20 protein-coding genes, 3 tRNA genes and 1 other RNA gene are annotated in these 23,887 nt (G+C 42.4%); 15 read left to right on the forward strand and 9 right to left on the reverse strand.

Annotated elements, in window-relative coordinates:
* The 6 genes from G626_RS15620 (at nucleotide 1) to G626_RS0106305 (ending at nucleotide 3,756) form a co-directional block, all read left to right on the forward strand.
* Nucleotides 1-702, forward strand: coding sequence for a hypothetical protein (locus G626_RS15620; RefSeq protein WP_156003213.1), 702 nt, complete (start codon nucleotides 1-3; stop codon nucleotides 700-702).
* A gap of 22 nt (nucleotides 703-724) precedes the next feature.
* A complete protein-coding gene (locus G626_RS0106285) occupies nucleotides 725-913 on the forward strand; it encodes a hypothetical protein (RefSeq protein ID WP_022931939.1) in 189 nt (62 codons plus the stop codon).
* Between the two features lie 86 nt (nucleotides 914-999).
* Entirely contained in the window at nucleotides 1,000-1,779 is a 780-nt protein-coding gene (locus G626_RS0106290; protein ID WP_022931940.1) for a hypothetical protein, read from the forward strand.
* An 8-nt stretch (nucleotides 1,780-1,787) separates the two neighbouring features.
* Nucleotides 1,788-2,369, forward strand: a complete 582-nt coding sequence (locus G626_RS15625) for a 3'-5' exonuclease (protein ID WP_022931941.1) — start codon at nucleotides 1,788-1,790, stop codon at nucleotides 2,367-2,369.
* 13 nt (nucleotides 2,370-2,382) lie between these two features.
* The gene (locus G626_RS0106300; protein WP_022931942.1) at nucleotides 2,383-3,111 is read left to right on the forward strand and encodes a hypothetical protein; all 729 of its coding nucleotides are present in this window, start codon (nucleotides 2,383-2,385) and stop codon (nucleotides 3,109-3,111) included.
* 21 nt (nucleotides 3,112-3,132) lie between these two features.
* Entirely contained in the window at nucleotides 3,133-3,756 is a 624-nt protein-coding gene (locus G626_RS0106305; RefSeq protein WP_022931943.1) for a hypothetical protein, read from the forward strand.
* Nucleotides 3,757-5,213: 1,457 nt separating this feature from the next.
* Here the strand turns inward: G626_RS0106305 and G626_RS0106315 are convergent.
* From G626_RS0106315 to G626_RS0106330, 4 genes are all read right to left on the reverse strand, one after another.
* On the reverse strand, nucleotides 5,214-6,584 hold the full coding sequence (locus G626_RS0106315) for a tyrosine-type recombinase/integrase (protein ID WP_022931945.1): 1,371 nt from the start codon (nucleotides 6,582-6,584) through the stop codon (nucleotides 5,214-5,216).
* 231 nt (nucleotides 6,585-6,815) lie between these two features.
* Nucleotides 6,816-6,890 (reverse strand) — tRNA-Arg (locus tag G626_RS0106320).
* A 30-nt stretch (nucleotides 6,891-6,920) separates the two neighbouring features.
* Nucleotides 6,921-7,005 (reverse strand) — tRNA-Ser (locus G626_RS0106325).
* A 7-nt stretch (nucleotides 7,006-7,012) separates the two neighbouring features.
* Nucleotides 7,013-7,098, reverse strand: a tRNA-Ser gene (locus G626_RS0106330).
* A 179-nt stretch (nucleotides 7,099-7,277) separates the two neighbouring features.
* On the opposite strand from G626_RS0106330, the gene G626_RS15630 reads away from it, so the two are divergent.
* The 6 genes from G626_RS15630 to G626_RS0106360 all read left to right on the forward strand — a co-directional run bounded on the left by G626_RS15630 (nucleotide 7,278) and on the right by G626_RS0106360 (nucleotide 13,763).
* Nucleotides 7,278-7,913 (forward strand): DUF308 domain-containing protein, encoded by a 636-nt coding sequence (locus G626_RS15630; RefSeq protein ID WP_022931946.1) that lies wholly within the window; start codon nucleotides 7,278-7,280, stop codon nucleotides 7,911-7,913.
* Nucleotides 7,914-8,202: 289 nt separating this feature from the next.
* Nucleotides 8,203-9,039, forward strand: a complete 837-nt coding sequence (thyX, locus tag G626_RS0106340) for an FAD-dependent thymidylate synthase (RefSeq protein WP_022931947.1) — start codon at nucleotides 8,203-8,205, stop codon at nucleotides 9,037-9,039.
* 47 nt (nucleotides 9,040-9,086) lie between these two features.
* Nucleotides 9,087-10,385, forward strand: a complete 1,299-nt coding sequence (locus G626_RS0106345) for an SH3 domain-containing protein (RefSeq protein ID WP_196800462.1) — start codon at nucleotides 9,087-9,089, stop codon at nucleotides 10,383-10,385.
* Nucleotides 10,386-10,404: 19 nt separating this feature from the next.
* On the forward strand, nucleotides 10,405-12,309 hold the full coding sequence (locus G626_RS0106350; RefSeq protein ID WP_022931949.1) for an ABC-F family ATP-binding cassette domain-containing protein: 1,905 nt from the start codon (nucleotides 10,405-10,407) through the stop codon (nucleotides 12,307-12,309).
* Nucleotides 12,310-12,367: 58 nt separating this feature from the next.
* Complete coding sequence (locus G626_RS0106355) at nucleotides 12,368-13,000, forward strand: flavin reductase (RefSeq protein ID WP_022931950.1); 633 nt, start codon at nucleotides 12,368-12,370, stop codon at nucleotides 12,998-13,000.
* 55 nt (nucleotides 13,001-13,055) lie between these two features.
* A complete protein-coding gene (locus G626_RS0106360) occupies nucleotides 13,056-13,763 on the forward strand; it encodes an SAM-dependent methyltransferase (RefSeq protein ID WP_022931951.1) in 708 nt (235 codons plus the stop codon).
* A 48-nt stretch (nucleotides 13,764-13,811) separates the two neighbouring features.
* On the opposite strand, the gene trpA is transcribed toward G626_RS0106360, so the two are convergent.
* The 5 genes from trpA to G626_RS0106385 form a co-directional block, all read right to left on the reverse strand.
* Nucleotides 13,812-14,564, reverse strand: coding sequence for a tryptophan synthase subunit alpha (gene trpA, locus G626_RS0106365; RefSeq protein ID WP_022931952.1), 753 nt, complete (start codon nucleotides 14,562-14,564; stop codon nucleotides 13,812-13,814).
* Nucleotides 14,565-14,643: 79 nt separating this feature from the next.
* A complete protein-coding gene (gene trpB / locus G626_RS0106370) occupies nucleotides 14,644-15,900 on the reverse strand; it encodes a tryptophan synthase subunit beta (RefSeq protein ID WP_022931953.1) in 1,257 nt (418 codons plus the stop codon).
* A gap of 80 nt (nucleotides 15,901-15,980) precedes the next feature.
* Nucleotides 15,981-17,516, reverse strand: a complete 1,536-nt coding sequence (gene trpF, locus G626_RS0106375) for a bifunctional indole-3-glycerol phosphate synthase/phosphoribosylanthranilate isomerase (protein WP_022931954.1) — start codon at nucleotides 17,514-17,516, stop codon at nucleotides 15,981-15,983.
* Complete coding sequence (locus G626_RS0106380) at nucleotides 17,516-19,138, reverse strand: bifunctional anthranilate synthase component II/anthranilate phosphoribosyltransferase (protein WP_022931955.1); 1,623 nt, start codon at nucleotides 19,136-19,138, stop codon at nucleotides 17,516-17,518. The genes trpF and G626_RS0106380 overlap by 1 nt, the downstream gene beginning before the upstream one ends.
* An 11-nt stretch (nucleotides 19,139-19,149) precedes the next feature.
* Nucleotides 19,150-20,607: a chorismate-binding protein gene (locus G626_RS0106385; protein WP_027727015.1), complete on the reverse strand. Its 1,458-nt coding sequence runs from the start codon at nucleotides 20,605-20,607 to the stop codon at nucleotides 19,150-19,152.
* Nucleotides 20,608-20,804: 197 nt separating this feature from the next.
* Here G626_RS0106385 and ffs point away from each other — a divergent pair.
* The 3 genes from ffs (at nucleotide 20,805) to G626_RS0106395 (ending at nucleotide 23,840) form a co-directional block, all read left to right on the forward strand.
* An RNA gene (gene ffs, locus G626_RS17855) (signal recognition particle sRNA small type) lies at nucleotides 20,805-20,902 on the forward strand.
* A 126-nt stretch (nucleotides 20,903-21,028) separates the two neighbouring features.
* Entirely contained in the window at nucleotides 21,029-22,879 is a 1,851-nt protein-coding gene (locus G626_RS0106390) for a phosphoenolpyruvate carboxykinase (GTP) (protein WP_022931957.1), read from the forward strand.
* Between the two features lie 145 nt (nucleotides 22,880-23,024).
* Nucleotides 23,025-23,840 carry a phosphodiester glycosidase family protein gene (locus G626_RS0106395; RefSeq protein ID WP_196800463.1) on the forward strand — a complete coding sequence of 272 codons (816 nt, stop codon included), beginning with the start codon at nucleotides 23,025-23,027 and terminating at the stop codon, nucleotides 23,838-23,840.
* The last annotated feature ends 47 nt before the right edge of the window (nucleotides 23,841-23,887 follow it).

Below are 23,887 nucleotides of genomic sequence, written 5' to 3' on the forward strand. Positions count from 1 at the left end.
ATGATTACAAAATATGGAAACTACATATCTGCCGATCCAGACTATAAATATGAAGACGGTATAATGAATTATGAACTCTTCAAAAATGAGAAAATAAAAATATTATGGATTCTTCGGGAAACACATGGAAAGTTCAACCCTAAAAAATGGTGGGGAGATAAGGATTATTTAAAAAAGAAAATCGAACCATTTGATAGTAAAGATAAAAAAGGTTCAAAAAAAGATACCTGGCAACCTGTAGCAAAGATATGTAATAAAATATTAAACAACAAAGAATCGAATAACGATTATGAATTAGCCACTACATTAGAAAGAATCGCAATCATAAATTTAAAGAAAACTTCTGGTGGAAGTAAAATTACAAAAAAGTTTGCCGAGGTTCTTAAAAAACAAGAAAATAGAGATATTTTTGTTACACAAATAAAAAGAATAAAACCTGATGTTATAATATGTGGAAATACTCTAAATAAAATTAAAACAAGCGAAATTAATTTCCGAGAAGGAAAACCAAAAACTTTTTCAAGTAATGTTATGAAAAAGAATCATTATTTTTGTTTTAAGAATGTTGTCTTTATAAATATTTATCATCCCTCTAACATATCAATAAAAGAAGATGAATATGTAAAAGCTGCTTTTGAAGCTTATCAGGATTGGAATAAAAACAAAGTCATAGAAGATTGGACTGTATTTGATTGGAATTAATCAATAATATGAGGTAAAAAAAATGATGCCGATTGGAAGTGAAGTAATTTACTCTGGGGAAAAATGGATAAACGCTATAAGAGGAACTCAACCTGTATGGGGCTTGCAGAAATCAAAAGAAAATGACGAAGTAAATAATTCTTATTCTACACAAATAACTTCTAATAAAAAGACTTTTGCTGATTACCTTAAAGAAGCAAACGAAAAATAAATTATTTTTATACTCTCTCACTTGCTGATAGACTATCTGTGCAACAATGAATGCATAGATAGTCTTTTTTTTGGTGAGGTAGAATTATGAGTACAATTATTTTATTGCTAGGCTTATTAATCCTGGCAGTGTTAAATATCTTCGTTTACAGAAGAATTAGTAGAAATGCAGAAATATATGCACGCTGGTATTTACAAGATTGCCTTGGTTTAAGTTGGACTGTTGATAAACTTGTAAATGAAAATAAAATGTCCAAATCCGAAGCTGAAATACAGAAAAATAAATATTTAGACAGAAATGTTAATAAAAACCTTTTTATTTCTAAATATACTGATTTGTTAGCCTGGATTTTTATGGCACTGCTTGCATTAACTATTATAACAATTTCAATTCTGAAGCATTGTTTATTTTTTTCAAAAGTCTTTATTTATTGTGAAATTGCTATAGCTATATTAATAATTGTTGCATATATTTCAACAGTACTTGCTTTACATAGGTTAGGATTAAAAGAAGTTAAAGAAAAAAATAAGAATAATAGAAAATCAGAAAATATAGAACAAAATGATTTTTATACAATGTGTGTTGACGAATTAATGATAGAACTTGGTTTAGGACTGGTTGATAATAAAGATAACCTTAATAAAATTATAGAAACAATACCTTTAATTCGAAAAGAAGTTCCTGAATTACCTAAAGTACGAATCAGTGATAATTTATGTCTTGGAAAATTTGATTACAAGTTGAATTGCAAAGGTGAAGAAATCATTATCCGATCCTTTTCAGATAATCTTACAGAAGAAAATATTGAACAGATAAGAATGGATATTATTAAGGTCTACAATGAAAAGTTAAAAAATAATGAATGAGGTTGAAAATGACTTATTATGCAATAGATTTTGAAACGGCAAATGACTATCCGAACAGCGCATGTTCTGTAGGAGTTGTTAGATTTGTTGATGGAATTGAACAAGATAGCGTTTATTCACTTATAAAACCTGCGAAGATGTATTTTAAGCCGGAGTTTATAGACATTCATCATATTAGTTACGGTGATGTTCGTAATGAGCCACAGTTTCCAGAAGTTTGGAAGACTATAGTTGAGCCATTTGTAGGAAACGGAAAAACAGAAACTATTTATTTTGTAGCTCATAATGCACAATTTGATATGGGAGTATTAAAAGCTTGCTTCGATTATTATGGAATGCCGGCTCCGAATATTGCGTATGCCTGTACATTACGAATTGCCCGAAAAGTATGGAAAAACTTTGAGCGTCACAAATTAACATTCTTAGCTGATAAGTTTGGAATTGAATATGATGCACATAATGCTTTGGATGATGCCAGAACTTGTGGAAAGATTTTTGCAATGGCTGCAGAAAAATCAAAATGTAGTACAGAAGAATTGTTTTCAAAATATAGAATTTGTTATTTTACTTCAATGAAGACTACTTTATAACAGGAAAGAAAAAATGAAGATAGATATTAGATTTGATGAAAACATGAATAGATCAAAATATTTTGTTACTAAGAAGAAACCTAACAAAAAGACTGAAATATTTGAAATCAGAACAGAAGATACAAAACAATTAGATTTCGTAATTATCTCTTATGCTTATTCAATTGAAAATACTGATTGTATTAAAAAATTAGTAAATGATTACCAGAGAGAAAGTAAATGTTTTATTATTGGAAATACCAACAATTATGAAGAACTATTTATGAAAGATATGATTTCCCATAAAGAAGAAAAAGATTTAAGTGAAATTGAACAATTGTGTGATCTATCTTGGCGTGATTGTATTTATTGTAAAGCTGCAATAGAAACTATTTTAGCAATCAAAGAAACAAGAATCAGTAATGATAGTGTTGGAAAATGGTTTAAGAATAAAAAAGATATTTCATGTATAGATAGTATTACTGTTAGAAATAGTGAAGAAATTATAAAAGAAATAGATAGAATGGCTTCAAAATTTACGAATCTTAAATATAGTAGACCTGAAATATGGAAACAATTTAATAAAAAGAAAACTTTAAGAGTCGCTGTATTTTCAAATCAAAATGATTTAACATTATATGAAACAGAAAGACTATTTCTCGCATTTAAGAAAATGTATCCGAACCTGAAAACTATAATTCCAAATTTTGTTCATAACTGGCCAAGCATTGAAAACGGAACTATGAAAGCATACTGGATGTAGTATAACAGGGAGAAAATATTTATGAATCCATATACAAAATTGTATTCAGAACTATGGCAAAAGAAACTCGAAAGCTATTCAGAAAATCTAGATTTAATTGAAAGCGAAACATATAAAAAATTAGATAATCATCTTTATAACTGGAATCTGAATATGGATTTATCCGATGAAATAACAATTTCTATGAAATGCTATAAAGTTGAAAATCAAATATATTATATTTTCCTATTCTATGGAAATGCAGATTATAAATTTCTTTATAATGATACATTAGAAAAAGTTGCATTGTTATTTGAAATAGTTTTACAGAACTTCAATCAGGACAATGAAGAAATAAATAAAATTATAAAGCCTGAACTGTTAAAAGAAAATACAGAAAATATTGAAAATGAAATAGTTAAGACTTTTGTTCAAAATCAAATGAACGGTTCCAAATATGAATGGAAAATTAAAGACAATACATTACTGGTTAAATTAAAATCCCAAAGAATACTAGAAGTTCCTCTCAATACTTTAGTTATTAAGGCTTACGAAAAAGACTACAAAACTTCAAATTTCATAGACATTATTACCAAAACTGATGAACAGTTGGACAAGATCCCTTTTTCTGTGAATATTGATAATTACATAAGTCATTGGGAATAACGTTTCCCCCGTGCCCCCAATTGCGCTACGCTTCTAAGCGTTGCAGGGAGAAAAAGAAGAAGCGTAGCTTTGTGGCAAGAAGAAAAGATATGCGTTGTTTACAACGTATAAAAAGGCTATCCGTTGCGAAAGCGTTGCTTTATTTGATTAGGTTTGAATTATATCTGTTTATTTCTGAATGTGTTTGAATTGCATATCTTTTAAATTTTTCTTTAGCAACGCTTGTTCCTAAGAAATTAAAATTATTTTTATATGTAATATAAGAGTAAATGAAAAAAACGCATATAAGAGTATATGCGTTGCTTTGATTTAAAGTCAGAAAATGAAACTTTTTAGACCGCTACACGCGCTCCCCCCGCGCGTTTTGAAAATCATCGCGTCGCCGCGACAGCGGCGACATCACACAGAATTATTTCGGAGCGAAGACTGCTTTTCAAACTCAAGCGTCTGCGTAGCAGGCGCAAACTTTTGAAAGCTGTCTGAGCGGAGTCTGGAAGATGAAGCTTCCGGGTGGAAGATCATCACGTTGTCCGCCGCAGGCGGACCTGGAAGAGAGATTCTTCTTTTGGAAGATGGAAGTCGGAAGAAGCAGTCTTGCTTCAAACTCAAGGGCGCGAAGCGGCCATAACTTTTGGCAAGTCTGCTTCTGGAGCTGGAAGATTCATCGGCACGCTGAGCGGCGGGAGCGCACGGACGCGCGACCAGAGCGACATTTGTAGGAGCGTGTCCTGAGCGGAAAATAAATGTAGCTGTGTAAAGGGCGGCAACACGGACGTTGCCGCCTTGCTGATGGAGCGCAGGCACTAGCGGTGCCTGTGCGACTGAAGCAATATTTTTCCCACACAAAAGAAGTTCCCGAAAAGCCGCCTTTTACCGATGATGTGAGCATCTTAAAACGGTGGGACAACTGCAATGTTGAGCAAAAGGTTGCCCCCTTAATCCCCCCGAGAGCGGTATATTGCATTCAATATTTTTTGGAAGGGGGTTGTGGGGGGGTGCCCCGCGGCAGGGGGGAAGGGGGAAACCTTTTGCATGCCCACCGTTTTAAGTTGCGACCTACGCGGACGGCATTTATTTTATGAACGATGCATATTCAGCGCGAAACGGCAATTGGCGGCTTTTACAACCAGAGTGCTTACTGCAAAGATAGGCCCACCTGCGGAAACAGGCAGACCACAAAGCGTAGTGCTACTGCGAAGCAGATGCACGTAGCGACTGGGCTGACTGTGCTTTCATTGCTCTCTTGCGAGCTTGAACAAAGGCCACCGTGCGAGCCCACTAGTAAATGCAAACAGTGTGTGAACGAAAGAAGCGTAACGAAGTGAAGCTGAATGAGTGAACACTCTGTTTGCTACCTTTCTTCACCGACGCACGCTTCCTGATTAACAAGAAATGTAGTGAGCGGAAACGGTACGAAGTACGGTTGGAGCGAACGGCTCTAACCGATACCTTTTTATTTATGCGCTTAAAATATTGTCCCAGGTAACCTGCATAATGTTTCGCATATTCTGAAGCTTCTCTTGTGTTTCGTGATCTGAATAGTGCTTTGTCATGTCTTCGCTTCTGTGGCCCATTACTGCCTGAACTGTTTTGAGGTCTGCACGCTGACTTAAAATGGTTGCGCAGAAATGTCGGAGGCTGTGGAATACAATGTTTCGTTCTTTGCGTTGTTCCTTGCTTATGCCGATTTTTTCTAGAGCTTCGTAAAGTCCGTCTACATAGTATGACGGCCAGTAAGGCTGGTCCGGTTTTACCGGTGAGAAGAATACATAACTTAAATCGCTGAATAAAGGATTTTGTTTTGCCATTATATAAATCTGTGTCAAAGTTTCATGGTCGATTGGTAAGTCTCTGATGTCTGAATTCTTTGGACACTTTAAGCCATCTGTATCGTTCCAGCTGTGGCGTACATGAATTATGTCTGCATCCAGATCCAAATCGCAGACACGTAGTCCGCTTATTTCTCCGGCTCTTAAGCCACAGAAGGCACCAAGCTTAAATGCCAGCTTATAGACTTCGTTGCTCCATTCAGTTTTGAGTAATTGTTTTACTTCGCTTTCTGTCGGAATTCCTCGCTCAAGTTCTTCCGGATTAAAGCGTTCAATGCCTGCCATTGGATTTGTTGTGATTTTTTTGTTTTCGAAAAGATAGCGGTAAACTCGACTGCCACAATTTATAGCCTTATTGACGGTTCCACCTTTCAAGCCTTTTTCTGTATGCAGGTAGAAAAAGAAATCGTCTAAAGCTGCGCGGTCCAATTCTTCCACTGTGATTTCGTTTCCAAAGTACGGTTGCCAGTAATTGCGTACAAGGCTGAGCATATTGTCTGTATGGCGTTTTGTCATGTTGTGGCCGTGAGCAAGATAACGCTGGATGAATTCTGATTTCTCGTAGTCCCAGAAGTTGAGCATATATTCTGAAAGCGGGATGCCTTTTGTTTGAGGTTTTGCAACTACAGTTTTTGTAGGCTTTTTGATTTCTACAGGAGCCGGAGTTTCTTGTGTTTGTGGGATTGTGATTTGCTGAGGAGTAGAGAGAGTGTACTTCTGGCAAAGCATATTGATTAAAGTCTGAGCTTCTTCCTGGGAGAGCCTTTCACAAATGTCTTTTAGATTTAGTGGATTATCTGTGCTTGTGGCCGAGAAGTTTCTTGAATTACTTCTGGTTTGAGGAGCTCCTGACTCAATCCATTTTTGCGCAATGATTGTTGCCTGGATTTTGTCTTTGGTGTGAGTGCTTTTGTCTGTGCCTTTCTTTCCGCTGATAGGGTCAACGAAAACCGCATTGTAATAGCCGGAACTGTTCTTGTAGAGATAGAACTGACGCATAAAACCTCCTCAGAATAACTGAAGTTTGACCACAAGAGGCTTTGTGTCTTTCTGAAATGATTTCTGAAACTTTTACTGAAATCATTACTGAAATCCACACCTTTTGTGGAGATTCTATCGCCCGTTCCAGAAAGGTAGGGAAGATAAAATTGTTATACAAAATCGCCTAAATACTAGTAATAACAGGATTTAGGCACAAAAAAAGCTCATCCTACGATGAGCTATTAAAGTTGAGACTGACACGATTCGAACGTGCGACCCCCACCTCCGCAGGGTGGTGCTCTAATCCAGCTGAGCTACAATCTCATTCAAATGTGTGCAGTAGAACTGCTTTCTCGGAAGCGACAGGAGTTGAACCTGCCCACCCCTTACGGAAGTGACGGATTAGCAATCCGTTGTATTACCGCTCTACCACGCTTCCATTTTAGCGGAGCGAGAGGGATTCGAACCCCCGGACCCGTGAAGATCAACGGTTTTCAAGACCGCCCCAGTACGACCGCTTTGGTATCGCTCCATTAAGTGTTATTAATTTATAGGTTTTATGGGGTTATGTCAAGCGGTAAATGAGAAATTTATTAAAAAAGTCAAAAAAACATTTTTCTTGACTTTATAACCTTATGAACATAAATTTGTTAATATATAGTAGAAACTCCGGGACAAGCCCGGAATGACAGTGGAATTGGAGGAGCATTTATGAAACGGTGGTATCTTTTTTCGGGTATTCTGGCAGCTTTACTTGGTATTCTTATTATAATTTTCCCTGCTTTCTGGATTAAGCTTGTAGTTATTATAATTGGACTTGCGGCTATAGCTTATGGAATTTACAGCCTTAAGTTTACAAAGGTAATTTCTGAGGATATATACTATCGCAGGACAATACTCATAAAAAGCATTGTAAGTATTATTGCGGGCCTGATGGCAGTGCTTTTCCCTCTGGCAATAGGAGGGGCAGCATGGACAGCAATGATCTGGATGCTGATAATCTATCTGCTGGCATCTGGTGCAATAGGCTTTTATGCTGCTGCTCTTTTAAAGGATGCCGGAGTTGAAAGAAAGCGGTATATAATAGAAAATCTTTTGCTGCTTGCAATTGCTGTTGTATTAATCCTGATTTCGCCAAGAGCACTGGGTAATGCAATTATCCGCCTGATTGGAATTGTTGTACTTATTGCAGGCCTTGGACTGATTCTTTTTGATGTATTTTCAAACAAAGGTGAAGTTGAAGTAATCATAAAAGATGAAAGCCCCGCAGCTGCTACTGAAGAAAATGTAGTAAATCATGATGGCGACGCCGCGGTAGATACCGGCGCAAATGATACAGACTTGTAAACTTATATAGAATCTTCTTTAATTAAATTCCGCTGAGATGATTAAAAATGATTTGCGTGAGCAGAGGCAGGGGCGAAACGCACTCTTGAAGTTTTTGGCGCTTAGCCATAAAAATAAAAAATCACTTTTGCTTGCAAAAGTGATTTTTTATTACCCAAAAAACTGAAAGCCGCGCGATTTCGCTCATGCCGCCGCGGAAGCAAATCATTTTTAATGAGAACTCTTGTAATTGATTACAACGAAAATTTAAGATAAAATACAAAAATAATTTTGATTAAAGAGGATTAATATGGCACATTGTATCGTTCCTGAAGCAGAAGAAATTTTGGATAAAGAATACCCGGTTTTGGACAAAGGTTTTGTACGACTTGTAGATTATTATGGCGGAGACCAGAGAATTGTTCAGTCGGCACGTGTTTCTTACGGTGAAGGAACCAAATCAGTGAGCCAGGATGGAGCGCTCATCGATTATCTTTTGCGCCATCAGCATACATCTCCTTTTGAGCAGGTTGTAATGACCTTCCACGTAAAGATGCCTATCTTTGTTGCCCGCCAGTGGGTACGCCACCGCACAGGTCGTATGAACGAGGTTTCTGGACGCTACTCAATTATGAAGGATGAGTTCTATGTTCCGGAGGCAGACAAGGTTGCTCCACAGAGTACAGATAACAAGCAGGGCCGCGCTACTGAAGCTTTTGATAAGGCAACTGCAGATAAGATAATCGGACAGCTCGAAGCAGGTCAGAAGGATGCTTACGAAAATTACAGCGAACTTATTGATTCTGGTCTTGCCCGCGAAATTGCCCGCATCAATCTTCCTCTTTCTCTTTATACAGAATTCTACTGGGAAATGGATTTGCACAATCTCTTCCACTTCCTGAAATTACGCCTCGACAGTCACGCTCAGTATGAAATCCGAGTGTATGCAGAGGTTATTCTTGAGATGTGCCGCAAGGTTGCTCCTATGGCAACTGAAAGCTTTATTAATCATATGAATCATGGTGTAAACTTCAGCGGCGAAGAAATGGAAGCTTTGCGTGCCGTTATGGAAGGAAAGCCAAATCCTCTCGAAGGCAAGAAACTCGACCGCTTCAACGAAAAAATCAGAACTGGGGTTCAGCTTTAGAAATCCGTCATCCTGAAACAAGTTCAGCATGACGTAATATGTATACTATGAAGAAACTTTTTGTACCTTTATTTTTCTTATTATCTCTGATATTCACATCCTGCGCCGATAAAATTATGGGTTATTCTGTTGTGCTCTGGACTATTCCTGAACAGCAGATTAAGAGCGGCGATATTGTTCCGGTTTACATCAAATCAAATATTTCTCATGTATATGTAATTGGAACAGCGCAAGGGGAAAAAATCGAAGTTGCTCTCTGGCAGCTTACTGACCCTGTAAAAAAGGGAAAGGTAAAATCGATTGCTGCAAGATATGAAGAAAATGCTGCAACCTATGCATCAGTAAAACTCGATGGACTTCCTTGTCGTGCAGAACCGGTGAATACTGCAAAACAGGTTTACCGCTTGCGAAAGGGTGAAGTTATTAAAATCCTTTACAAGGGAAAAGGTCAGGCTCCTATGGCAGGTAAAAATGCTCTGGAGGGAGACTGGTACAGAATCCTTACAGACAACGGAACTCTGGGCTGGTGCTTTTCTTACAACCTTAATCTTTATGAAACCGATGCCAGCGGCCAGAGAGTTGGTGGCGCGGAAATTGTAGAGGAAGTAGAAGAGGATAAGCACTGGCAGACTATTGCGGCAAGTGTATGGTATCCGGATTATTTCCGCACTATGATTGATGGCGGCAATATTGACCTTGCACTTATTCATCCGCTTTATAAATTTACAATTGATGAAGAAGGCAAAAAGGTTTCTCTTAATACTGCTGTTATTCATGAGAACTGGGATTATGACGGCTTTACAAAAACTGATGATAATGAATATTCGTTAAACGGTATTTCATTAAAAATAATCTACCGCCGGGCAAACTATATTGTTCTTCGTTATACAGATTCCAGCGGTAAGCCTCAGGATCTGAACTTTGTAACTTTGTCTGAAAACGTTGCTGATATTGTGAATGCAGAAAAGACCCGCCGTACTCAGGCTTACATGCAGATATACACACATGGACCGATTTTCTCAAGTTCAAGCTATGGAAAGGTTGAGTTTAAGGAAGACGGTTCTTTCCGCTGGACAGGCTTTAAACTGCTGGTTCCTTCTGTAATAGATGCCGGTACAAAGTCTACCGGTTCTGCTCAGGTTAAGTATTCACTTTCTAAGGATCTGGCAACATCTTACGATGGAGTTCTTACAATGAAGTTTGATGGAATGAGCCGTGAGGTAAACTTCCTTTATAAGCTGGATGGCGGTGCTTTGCGTATGGAAGATACAAGTGGTGCAGAGTTCAGCGGAAGTCAGCTTAGAAGCCGCGGTGTAAGCCCGGTAATTATTTACTTAAAGAAATAGAAATCCCGGGAAGGGCACGATGGCATTTGTACAATTCTCACAGGTGTCGCTGGCATTCGGCGACCGCGATATTCTCAAAAACGTTACAATCAATTTACAGACTGGTTCTAAGGTTGCCCTTACTGGTGCAAACGGAGCCGGTAAATCTACTCTCATAAAGGTTCTTGCTGGTCTTACTCCACCTGACAGCGGTAGCCGAGCCGTTCAGAAGGATAGCCGCATTGCTTATCTGCCACAGAGTGGTCTTACTCACCACGGCTGCACACTTCTCGAAGAAGCTGATAAGGCTTTTGAGTTTGGATATGAAATGCAGCGTCAGATAGACGAAATCGGTTCTCAGCTTGAAAAGGGCGAGGGTAATACAGACGTTCTAGTTGAAAGGCAGGCAGAATTAATTCAAAAGCTGGATGATTCCGGCTGGCATCGCCGCGACGCTATGGCAGAATCGGTTCTGCTTGGTCTTGGTTTTTCGCGCTCTGATTTTGACCGCGACACTGCAGAGTTTTCCGGCGGCTGGCAGATGCGTATTGCACTTGCTAAGGCTCTTATGCAGGGACCTGATATTCTTTTGTTAGACGAGCCTACCAACTATCTTGATATTGAAGCAAGAAGCTGGCTTGAACAGTTCCTGCAGAATTTTAAAGGCGGCTTTTTACTTGTAAGTCACGACCGTTATTTTCTTGATGTTACAATCAACGAGGTCTACGAACTTTTCAACGGCGATCTTAAGCGTTATCCTGGCAACTTCAGTCACTATGAAAAAGTACGCGAGGTTGAGCTTAAAACTCTGATTGCCGCTTACGAACAGCAGCAGGAAGAAATCAATAAGCTGGAAGATTTTATCCGCCGTTTTGGTTATAAGGCTACAAAGGCAGCTCAGGCTCAGGAATATCAGAAAAAACTTGAGAAGATGGAGCGGATTGAGATTCCTGAATCGCTTAAGAAAATACATTTTTCTTTTCCGCCGGCACCTCACTCAGGTCGCCTTGTTTTGAGACTTCACGATATAATAAAGTCTTACGACGGTGCGCACAATGTTCTCGACAAACTCGAGCTTACTCTTGAAAACGGCGAGCGTCTTGTTGTTGCAGGACGTAACGGTGCGGGTAAGTCTACCTTGCTCAGAATTATTGCCGGTCAGGATAAAGACTTTACAGGTGAGCTTGTGCCGGGCGCGGGTGTACAGATAGGCTACTTCTCTCAGGATAACGCGGAGACAATTAAAGGCAAGGAAACAATTTTAGATTACCTCGAAGCCCGCGCGCCTCTGGAGCTTATTCCAAAGCTGCGTGATATGCTGGGCGCTTTCCTCTTCCGCGGCGACGATGTATATAAGTCTTTGGACGTTTTGTCGGGCGGTGAAAAATCCCGCATTGCTCTTTTGCAGCTTTTGCTCAGCCCTGTAAATCTCCTCGTTCTCGACGAACCTACCAACCACCTCGACATTCATTCAAAGGATGTTCTTTTGCAGGCCCTCCGCGATTTTGGCGGTACCGTAATTTTTGTAAGCCATGACCGCGGATTTATCGAGCAGCTTGCTACCAGAGTCCTTGAGCTCAAGCCTGGACAGTTTAAGAACTTCCCGGGAAACTACGAGTTTTATATGGAGCAGCTGGCAAAGCTTGAGGGCCAGGAAAATAATCAGCCAGTAGTTGAAATTCGCGAAGAAAAGCCTACAAGCTGGGAAGAACAGAAAAAAATCGAAGCGGCTCGCCGTAAGGCAGAAAAAGAAGTTGCTAAGCTTGAAGAAAAAATTACTGAGCTGGAAGATAAAAAATCTGAGCTTGAAAATAAACTTGCCGACCCGGCCGTATATTCTAACGGCGAAAAAGCAAAGGCTGTTCAGCGAGAAATAGAGGCTGTGGCTGCCGAAATAGAAGAAACTACGGCCGCCTGGGAAGCCGCCGCTGAAAAGTTGGGATAAGAAACGAGCGTAGCGAAGCAATCTATATTTATGTTATACTACTTCCAGGAGGCTTCTTATGGATAACAAGGCACTTTATAGTTTGCAGTATGGTGTTTTCCTTTTGGGAACTAAATGTGGTGACAAAATCAATGCTTGTATAACCAATACATGTTTTCAGGCTGCTAACGGGCCGACCCGAATTGCAATTTCAGTAATTAAGCAGAATCTCACCTGCGAGATGATAGAAGAAAGCGGTATTTTTACTCTCTCTGTATTAGCAAAGACCTGCAGCCTTGAAACTATAAAACGCTTTGGTTACCAGAGTGGCCGTACAGCAGATAAATTCGAAGGCTTTGAATATTCTACTGCCGCTAACGGTTGTCCCTATATCAAGAATGAAGCCTGTGCTGTAATTGAGGCAAAGGTCTGCAATAAAATGGATCTTGGAACCCATATGCTTTTTATTGCCGAGGTTACAGATGCCCAGCTTTTGAGCGACAAAGAAGCTCTTACTTATGCATACTATCAGAGTGATATAAAAACAAAGGCCGCAGTTACTACAGCAGGAGTTGGGCCTGAAAAAAAGATAAAGGGCTGGCGCTGTAAAATCTGCGGTTATGAATATGTGGGCGCAGAATTACCGGATGGATTTGAATGCCCTATCTGCGGACATCCTGCTGATGATTTTGAACCGATTTATGAAGAATAGATTGCTACGCATCCTGTGCTCGCAATGACGAAGCAATCTGAATAGGAATATTATTATGGAAACTGCACTTTATCTTATTCCCGTGACACTTGGTGAAACCGAGATTTCTCAGGTATTGCCACCTTACAATCACGACATCATAGTTGGAATCAAACATTTTATTGTTGAAAATATCCGTTCGGCACGCCGCTTTTTGAAGAAAACAGAAAAGGCCATTGATATAGATGAGCTTACTTTTTATGAACTCAACCGTCACACAGACCGAAAGTTTATAGGCGAATATCTTGAGCCGCTGAAAAAAGGTCAGCCTGTTGGTATTATCAGCGAGGCGGGCTGTCCTGCCATTGCAGACCCTGGTGCCGATGTAGTTGCAATTGCTCAGCAGCGGGGCTATAAGGTTGTTCCTCTTGTAGGACCTTCTTCTATTATAATGTCTGTTATGGGAAGCGGCTTTAACGGCCAGAGTTTTGCCTTTAACGGTTACCTGCCTGTGGAAGTGCCACAGAGAATTAAGGCGCTCAAAAAACTTGAGCAGAAGGTTCAGAACGAAAATCAGACCCAGCTTTTTATTGAAACTCCGTATCGTAATGCCAAAATGATTGAGACAATTCTTGGCGCCCTTAATCCTAAGACAAAGCTTTGTATTGCAGCCGGAATTACCTGTGCCGAAGAGTATATTAAAACCCGCACTGTTGCCGAATGGAAAAAAGAAAAACTGCCGGACCTGGGAAAGATACCGGCAATCTTCGTTATCGGTAAATAAGCCGACTCCGGTGGTTGAGTGCCGCGAAGCGGCGTATCGAAACCACCTTTATATACTGGTCAATTCTTCTGCCTTAGCCCGGACTGCCTTGTAAAGCGCATCCGGGTTATTTTTATTTTCTGTAATAAGGCGGACAAAAACAGAACCTGCGACTATAGCTTCTACCTGGTCTGCCAGTGCTCGGGCCTGACTGCCACTAGAGATTCCAAAGCCTCCGTAGATTTTACTGCCACCGGCTGCAACTGCTTCGAGGAAGCGGCAAGTGTTGTCGTTGATTGTTGTATCTGTGCCGGTAATGCCGGTGCGAAGGGCTGCGTAGATGTAGGGGAAGCCGGCGCGGGCGAGAAGGTCTAAGCGGGCCGGAGACATACTTGGAGCGGCCACGGGAATGTTTTCCATTCCGTTGGCGCGGCAGGCGGCGGTAAGGCCTTCGTCGTGGTCGAAAGGAAGGTCTGGAATAATCATTCCTCTTACGCCTGCGGCTGCTGCACGTTTACAGAAATTTTCTACTCCAGGAGTATAAACGAGAGAACCGTAACTCATAAGATAGATTTTTACCTGTGGAAAGCTTTTGTGGAGGCGCTCAATAAAGGCGAGTCCGTCTGCTGTGCGGTAGCCGCGCTTTAGGACCTCGGTGCAGGCTCCCTGAATGGCTGGGCCGTCTGCGCTTGGATCTGAAAAAGGCAGCTGAATTTCGAGTATATCTGCTCCGCCGTCTACCAGGGCACGGGCTGCTGTAAATGAAAGTTCGTCTGTGGGGTAGCCGGCAACTAAGTGGCTCATCAGTTTTATTTTGCTCATTTTGATTCTCCTTTGATTGGATCCCCCGGTCAAGCCGGGGGATGACAGTGTTTGTCATTGTCGGGCTTGACCCGACAGTCTATTTTGCGCTGTGAATATCTATGTTACTCTCTAATCGTTCAATTTCTTCGTGAAGGAATTTTATCCATTCATCTCTTCGGAAAACGGGGCAGGTAATGAATACATCCTTGTCGCCGCGGCCGCTCATATTTACGATGATGGCTTTGTTTTTTGGCAGTGTCGGTGCAAGTTTAATTGCTTCTGCTCCGGCGTGGGCACTTTCCATTGCAAAAAGAACTCCTTCATTTCGCGCAAAAAACTTTACCGCGTTTAGAGCTTCTTCGTCGCGCGCGTATGTAAACTCAACGCGTCCCTGTCGGCCAAGTGTCGCAAGCTGTGGTCCGATTCCGCAGTAGTCCAGACCCGCAGAAATTGAGCGGGTCGGCAATGCCTGTCCATCTTCATCCAGCAAAAAGCGAGACTTATAACCGTGCATTATTCCGTCACGGGCAGCTTTGCCGCTCATACGAACTGCGTTTTCACCGATACCAGGTCCTATTCCGCCTGCCTCTACACCAATAAGGCGGGGAGCAGGCTTATCAATGAAAGGCGCAAAAAATCCGATTGAGTTTGAACCGCCGCCGACGCAGGCTATCATAGCCGCTACGTCGAGCTTACGGGCAGCGGCCTGTCGTTCAACCTCGCGGCCAATCACAGACTGGAACTCGCGGACCATATCCGGGAATGGGGCAGGGCCCAGGGCACTTCCAAGTACATAATGGGTTGTATCCGGATTTGCAGCCCAGTCTCGCATTGCTTCGTTTACGGCATCTTTGAGAGTGCGGCTTCCACTTGTTACGGCGTGAACCTTTGCTCCGTAGAGCTCCATTGCGGCAACGTTTGGCTGCTGACGGCGAACGTCTACCTCGCCCATATAAACTGTACAGTCCAGCCCCAGCTTTGCGCAGGCTGCGGCAGTTGCAACTCCGTGCTGACCGGCACCTGTTTCTGCAATGATTCTTTTTTTACCCATGCGCTTTGCAAGCAGACACTGGCCGATTGCATTGTTGATTTTGTGAGCACCTGTGTTTGCGAGGCCTTCGAGTTTTATGTAAATTTGAGCGCCACCGAGCAGCTTAGTAGCAGTTTCTGCAAAAAGCAGTGGTGTTTCGCGGCCTATGTAGTCCCGTTGAATTGTTTCGAGTTCTTCTATAAAAGACGGATCTTTCATTGCTTCGTTAAAGGCAACTTCGAGTTCGTCGAGCGGGCGGCGTAAAACCTCCGCTACATATTTTCCGCCAAAGCTGTCGAAAAATCCATTATCTGAATGTGTCATTTTTACCTCCGTTGTCATTGATTCTGAATATCGTCATTGCGAGCGCAGCGAAGCAATCCATTTAATAGATTGCTTCGTCGCTACGCTCCTCGCAATGACGAAATTAATTGTTTCATCTTATTTAAATTTTTAATTCCGGGTTTGTCTTCATCTTCTATACCACTGGAAATATCTATCAGCTCTGGTTGAAACTTTTCTGCCAGCCCTGCTGCATTTTCCGGAGTTACGCCTCCAGCCAGCCAGAGCTTATGTTTGATAGCATAATTCTGAGCTTTTGAATCCTGCAGAAAGCGTGGCTCTCCCATAAGAAAAAGCTCTTCGGCTGCCTCTTCCGGATTGCCGGATTTTTCTGTGATTGCGAAATAATGGGGCAGGTCCAGAAGCTGCTGTGGTACTTCCCTGTATGGAATCCCGTGAAACTGAAGGCAGTCTAAGATTCCCTCTTCAACATAGCGGGCAGCCATTTCTGCTTCGGGTGACAGCGGGTCTGTAATTACGGCGACCTTTTTTGCCCGGATATTTTTTAATGACGGTAAGATTTTTTCAAATCTTTCTCCGCAAACATTTCTTGCAAAGCCTGCGGCAAATATAAAGCCCACGAAATCTACACCAAGGGAGTCTGCAAAGACAAGATCTTCGGCGCGGGTGAGGCCGCAGATTTTTATGAGTGGACGATAACTGTCATTCCGAACTTGTTTCGGAATCTCATTGGAAGGAGATGCTGAAACAAGTTCAGCATGACTTGTGGTTGCAGAGTGACTAGCATAGCTGTTCCAGAAGTCTGCATTTTTGGTTGGCGCGGCATCTACAAAAGATTTTACCAGTTGGCTACGCAGCTCAAGATTTTTTGTCGCAGCTTCTCCCAGCAGCATTCCACAAAAGCCGAGGCTGCCGGCAAAAGAGGCTGCCTGTGGGGTGCGGATTCCGCTTTCAAAAACAACCCGGGCATCGTCTCCGAGTATTCCACGGATTTTTGCCAGCAGACTAGAAGGCTTCAGTAAATCAATTTTGAAAGTTGCCAGGTCGCGTGAATTCACGCCGCAGACGAGATATTTTTTATCTACGGTCTCCGCAATAGCGGACAGTTTCTCAAGATCAGCTGGGCTTCGAACTTCTACCAGACAAGTCATTCCAAGAGAGGTTGCCTTCTTTGCCATTTCAACAATCACAGCTTCGTCTAGAATTCTTGTAATCAGAAGAATTGCATCGGCACCGGCGCGGTATGAAATTTCCACTTCTTCCGGATATAAAAGAAAATCCTTTCGTAAAACTGCGGGGGCTGGCTTTCCGCTTACTTTTTCAAAATCATCTGCTCCCTTGCATACCTTCATCAGATCTTCCAGATTTCCCTTAAAGAAATTGCTTTCTGTAAGACAGCTGATTGCGGCAGCTCCGGCACTGGCATAAGAGCGGGCTGTTTCAGCTGAATCCAGATCCGGTGCAATATCGCCCTTACTTGGAGAGGCTCTTTTTACTTCGAGGATAACTCCCTTGTTCGTAAGAAAATCATGCACAGGACGCTGGCGTTTTTCCGGAATCTCAAATCCAAAAGTCATGCCCAGCTGCTGGATATCAGCTTTTCTTTTTTCTACTATTGTTGTAAGGATGTCCGCCATTATGCGCATTTCTCCCCGTTGAGTTCTGTGCTTACTCTCTGAATTTCCTGGAGTTTTGCCAGAGTGTTTCCGCTTGAAAGTGCGGCAAGAGCCATATCGTAGCCTTCTTTAAGTGTTTTTGCTTTTCCGCTTAAGTAAAGTACGGCACCGGCATTTAAGCCCACAGCGGCGCGAATCGTCTTACGTCCACCACCTTTCATTACCTCCATAGCAAGTCTGGCGTTATCTGCGCCGCTGCCACCTTCGAGCTCTTCTTCAGAAACTCCGTTGATTCCAAATTTAGCCGGATCAATTACATAGCGGTACTCTTTTCCGTCTTCGTTAATCTGGAAAACGTCGGTTGGTTCAATAGGTGAAATCTCATCAAAACCGTCACGGCTGTGAATTACCATAACACGTTTTGCACCCAGAGCCTTTGCAGCCCGGGCATAGTCCTGCATTAAATCTGCACTATAAACTCCAAGTACTTCATATTCAGCTCCGGCCGGATTCAAAAGAGGACCTAGAACATTGAAAATTGTTTTAATTCCAAGCGCCTTTCTTACCGGGGCTGCAAAACGCATTGCCGCATGATAAACAGGAGCCATCAAAAATCCAAAGCCTGTCTGCTCTACAAGGCTTGCAGTTTTTTCCGGTTCTGCCATAATCTTAATTCCGAGATTTTCAAAAAAGTCTGCAGCACCGCTCTTAGAAGAAACAGCTCTGTTGCCGTGTTTTGCAACATTCTGACCGCAGCTTGCTGCAACAAGTGCCGCCATTGAAGAAATATTAAAGCTGCCTTTTTCGTCTCCACCAGTACCAACAATTTCTGCAAGACCGTTATGAGAGAGAGGGAATGGAGTTTTCTTTTTAAGCAGGGCATCTGCACAACCTGCCATTTCATCTGCAGTTGGCAGACCACGGCAAGCCATGGCTGTAAGAATAGATGCAGTTGCTTTTTCGTCCATTGTGCCGTCTGTAAGATTTTCCATAAAGAAGGAAGCCTGCTCCTGAGTTAAAGGCTTTTTCTCGTCAATCAGCTGGCGAAGGTATTCTGAAACAGGAAGATTGTCGCGACGGTAATTTAAGAAGGCTTTAAAAAGTTCCATGCAGGCCTGGCTTGCAATACTTTCCGGATGGAACTGAACTCCTTCGATTGGCATTGTCTTATGGCGGATTCCCATAATGTCTCCGTCCTTTGCACGGGCAGTTACTTCAAAATCTGCCGGCAGAGTCTGCTCATCAATAACTAACGAATGGTAGCGTGTGAATTTTGCAGACTTACCGATTGTGCGGAAAATTCCGCGGCCGTCTAAATCAATGTCTTCTACGATTCCGTGCTTAATGAATTTTGCACCAACGATTTTCGCACCAAAGGCTTCACCTATTGCCTGATGTCCAAGACAGATTCCAAGAATAGGAATTTTTCCTGCAAAGCTTCTGATGGCTTCTACGCTTACGCCAGCCCCTGCAGGATTTCCCGGGCCTGGTGAAATAATCAGCTTGGATGGATTCATTGCCACTAACTGTTCAATAGTAGCCTCGTTGTTTCTTACAACCTTAATTTCTTCTGAAGTTGCGCATTCAAGAGCCTGCACAACATTAAATGTAAAACTGTCATAATTGTCGATTACTAAAATCATAAAAAATCTCCTTATTTTGTCAAAGTATCTATTAATGCACCAAGCTTTTCGCAGGTTTCTGTGAACTCGCGCTCCGGGTCAGAATCATTTACAATGCCGCCGCCAGCCTGCAGGTTCCAGACCTTTCCCTGGCGCAGTGCACATCTTATTGAAATACAGAAATCCAGGTCTCCGCTTGGCTGAATGTAGCCTACAGCACCCGCATAAAAACGGCGCTTTGTTTTCTCAAGACCGCTTAAAATCTGCATGGCGTTAATCTTTGGAGCACCGCTTACGGTTCCTGCCGGGAAGGATGCTCGCAAAACCTGAATAGGCTTTACACCTTCGCGAACCAGACCTTCTGTTGTACTTACAAGATGAATTACATGACTGAAAAGCTCGCATTCCATATACTGGGAAACTTCAACGCTTCCCTGTTCGCATACACGGCCAAGGTCATTGCGCGCTAAATCAACAAGCATCAAATGTTCAGCCTGCTCTTTTGGATTATTGCGAAGTTCAAGCTTAAGCTTTTCATCTTCGGCCTCACTCTTACCACGGCGGATAGTTCCTGCAATCGGGTGAATTATTGCCTTACCCTTGCGGACTCTTACAAGACTTTCCGGTGAAGCACCTGTGAACTGGAAATCACCAAAATCAATATAGAAAAGATATGGAGAAGGATTTACCTTGCGGAGCTTTCCGTACACAGCCAGAGCCGCTGCCTCGCATTCAATCTGAACGCGGCGGCTTGGTACAGCCTGAATCAGGTCACCGGCTACAATATGTTTTTTGAGCTCAGTAACTTTCTGAATGTATTCGGCCTTGCTGGCTTCCATATCAGTAAGCAGCTTATATTTAAAACTCTGATTATCTTCTTCGACGTAGGAAAAATCCATATCGTTCATGCGCTTGAGAATGCGGTCCATAGCGGCACCTAGATCAATCTGATGCTCGTTATAGTTGAGACCAAAAATATGAATCTCTTCGGTAAAGTGATCAAAGATGATGTAGATGTGTCCGGTAATAAAAAGACTCTCCGGGATATTCAGATCATCCTTCTGTTCAAAAAAGCGGATGTTATCGCAGTGTTTTGCAAACTCATAGCTGAGATAACCAAGTCCGCTGGCAGGGAGGGGGAGCTCGCATAAAGGTCCCGGTGGAAGAACGTTCTGACGGGCAATGTAGAGCAGAGCATCCAGAATATCCGGAGCCTTTTCGTGCCCAAGGGCATCTAAACTCTTTTCGCCTTCCATAGCCTTTTCCATATCAAAGGGCTCTTCCTTTCCGTCTACAATCAGCGAAATGCTTTCTTCATCCTGCTTAATTTTGAAGGCTTCCTCTGTCATCAAAATTGAATAGCGTTCGCGTCCCTTTGCAAAGCTTGCAGATTCCAGAATCGCGGTGGCTCCAATTTTCTTTGCAAGAAGATATGGTGTGTAGCGCGAGTTCGGAATGCATTTATAAATCAAGTCCATCCGATTCTTCATTTTTTACCTCTCTATTTTTTTAACATCTCATCGAGTAGTACAGTGTTTCTATAAGTAGAAACGTTACTATATGTAGTAACATAACATGAGATGATGTTACTGTCAATAGAAACATCTATAAAAATTTGTTATTCTTATTTTTTTTAGCAATTTGAATTCCTTGACTCTGGGCGCGATTTTATGTTACATTTTTATTGGACCAGATGCCCTTCAAGTGTCTTGCGCAAAACCCCGTCAGAGGAGGAATCCAGCAGCGGTATGCGTTTAGAGCTGTGCTTGGGATTATCTGGTCCTTTTTTTTTATCTATTGAATTCAAATAAAAAAAGCGTTAAATTATATCTTGGTGTACGAGGGTCTCTTGGAGAGGCTTTAGTACATACAGAAAATGGTCCGGTTTTTCCGGGCTAACAGGAGTTTTTAATGAACGTTTCTGATATTAAACATGCTGGAATTAAAGCATGGGTTGAAGAATGTGTTAAGATGTGTGAACCTGACAATGTTGTTGTTGTTGACGGTTCTACAGCTGAATATGACCGCCTTATGAAGAAGTGTGTAGACGCTGGTCTCGCTACTCCTTTGAAGGCAAAAGAGAACTGCTTCCTTTTCCGTTCTCTTCCAAGCGACGTTGCTCGCGTTGAATCACGTACATTCATTTCTTCTAAGAAGGAAGAAGATGCTGGTCCTACAAACCACTGGATTGACCCAGTAGAACTCAAGGCTACAATGAAGGGACTTTACACAGGTTGTATGCACGGTCGTACAATGTATGTAATTCCATTCTGCATGGGTCCACTCGGTTCTCCAATTGCTAAGTATGGTATTGAACTTACAGACTCTGAATACGTTGTATTGAACATGGACATCATGACTCGTGCCGGTGAAAAGGTATGGCAGTACCTCGGTACAGACGGTGACTGGGTTCCATGTCTCCACTCTGTTGGTAAGCCACTCAACAATGGCGAAAAAGACAACGGAATCTGGCCTTGTGCTGATGTTGAGCACAAATACATTTCTCAGTTCCCAGAAGAGCACCTTGTTTGGTCTTACGGTTCTGGATACGGTGGAAACGCTCTTCTTGGTAAGAAGTGTTTCGCTCTTCGTATTGCAACTGTTATCGCTCGTGAAGAGGGATGGCTTGCAGAACACATGCTTATTCTTAAGCTCACAAACCCTAAGGGCCAAGTAAAATACGTAACAGGTGCTTTCCCAAGTGCCTGCGGTAAAACAAACCTCGCTATGTTGATTCCTACTATCCCAGGATGGAAGGTTGAAACTGTAGGTGATGATATTGCATGGATGAAGTTCGGAAAAGACGGACGTCTCTACGCTATCAACCCAGAAGCAGGTTTCTTCGGAGTTGCTCCAGGAACTTCTGCTGAATCTAACAAGAACGCTCTTATTTCTGCTGAAAAGAATACTATCTATACTAACTGTGCTCTTACTGAAGACGGTGATGTATGGTGGGAAGGAATTGGATATCCTGCAAAGGGTAAGCTTGTTGACTGGAAGGGAAATACTCGTGATGCTCTTCCTAAGGACAAGTCTCCTAAGGGTGAAGAATTCGCTCATCCAAATGCACGCTTTACAGCTCCTGCTAAGCAGTGTCCATGTATTGCAGATGAATGGGAAAATCCAGAAGGTGTACCTATTTCTGCTATCCTCTTTGGTGGACGCCGCCCTTCAACTGTACCTCTCGTACATCAGGCTCGTTCTTGGAACCACGGTGTATTCCTTGGATCTATCGTAGGTTCAGAAATTACTGCTGCTTCTACAATCAACGCTGCTGAAGTTGGTAAGATCCGCCGTGACCCATTTGCTATTCTCCCATTCTGTGGATATAACATGGGTGACTACTTCCAGCACTGGATTGACGTAGGTGCTAAGGCTGATCAGGACAAGCTTCCTAAGATCTTCTACGTTAACTGGTTCCGCAAGGACGAAAACAATGCTGACCTCCCAGGTGGATTCATGTGGCCAGGATACGGTGACAACAGCCGCGTTCTTGAATGGATTTTCGACCGCTGTGACGGAAAAGACAACTACGTTGATACACCAATCGGATATATGCCAAAAGAAGGTGCAATCAATACAGACGGTCTTGCTGACTGCTACAAGAAGACTCTCCCAGAAATCCTCAAGGTTGATGTTGAAGGATGGAAGAAAGAGGTTAAGGATATTCGTGAAAATCATTATCCTAAGTTCGGTAAGCACCTTCCAAAGGAACTTACAGCTATTCTCGATGACCTCGAGTCACGCTTGAACAAGGCTTAGACTGACACCTGCGGTGCAGTCTAACCCGCTATGATAACGACAAAAGGGGAAGCCTCTGGCTTCCCCTTTTGCGTTTCAAACTAATTTCGTGCCGACAAACTCGCTGCGCTCGTTTGCGGTACAAATCATAGAGTATATGCGAGTTTTGCGAAAACTTTTTGTCTGCTTTTCACTTTCTTTTGTTTTTCTCTTTGCTGGGTGTGCCAGTCTGGCGCGGCCGGAGCTTTCTGCTGAGGAAGAGGCTGTCTTATATCCTGTGGCGTCTTATGTGCCGGAGTTTTTTGATTGGGAAGAAGTCTGCCACGGCATTTCGCGTTTTGATTTTGATAACTCAGAAATCCCACTTATCTATCATGCAGTAAAAATTGACCTGACTCTTGCTGATGTCGTTTGCAGCCGCAATGAATCTACCGCACAATTTGCCGCCCTCACCCAATGTGCTGTGGCGGTCAACGCCACACCTTTTACGAGAAGCGGCCAGCTGGCTGGTATTCACAAGGAGGAGGGGGAGCTTTTGTCACAGCCAGTGTCACGATATGGAGCAGTTGCTTTTAAGGTTGCCGGGAATGATGGGGACTGTGGTTATGTAGCCCGTATTTTTGCATCTCAGGCGGATGAGGAAATAGAAGACTTCGATTATGCTTTTGGTGGTTTCTTTGTGGTACTGCGGGATGGCCTTGTTTGTACGGAATTTATCCGCCGCGGGGATTCGCGGACGGGAGTGGGGCTTTCTGCAGATGGCAAAACACTTTACCTGCTGGTCGTAGAAGGTGAGCGGCTAGACCAGAGCAGGGGCTTGTCTTATCCTCAGTGCGGAGAGCTTTTCCGTGCCATGGGCTGCAGCGATGCCCTTGAATTGGATGGAGGCAGTTCATCTGAACTCTGCATTAATGGAAAATCAGTTTTATCTTATAAAGTGCATACACGGCAGTCAAATTCTTTTGGATTCAAAGTTAAATAAAATTGCCCGGTTTTTTATTACCGGGCATTACAATAAATCTACGTTTT

The organism is Treponema bryantii NK4A124 (genome assembly GCF_000421345.1).
Taxonomy (GTDB): domain Bacteria; phylum Spirochaetota; class Spirochaetia; order Treponematales; family Treponemataceae; genus Treponema_D; species Treponema_D bryantii_B.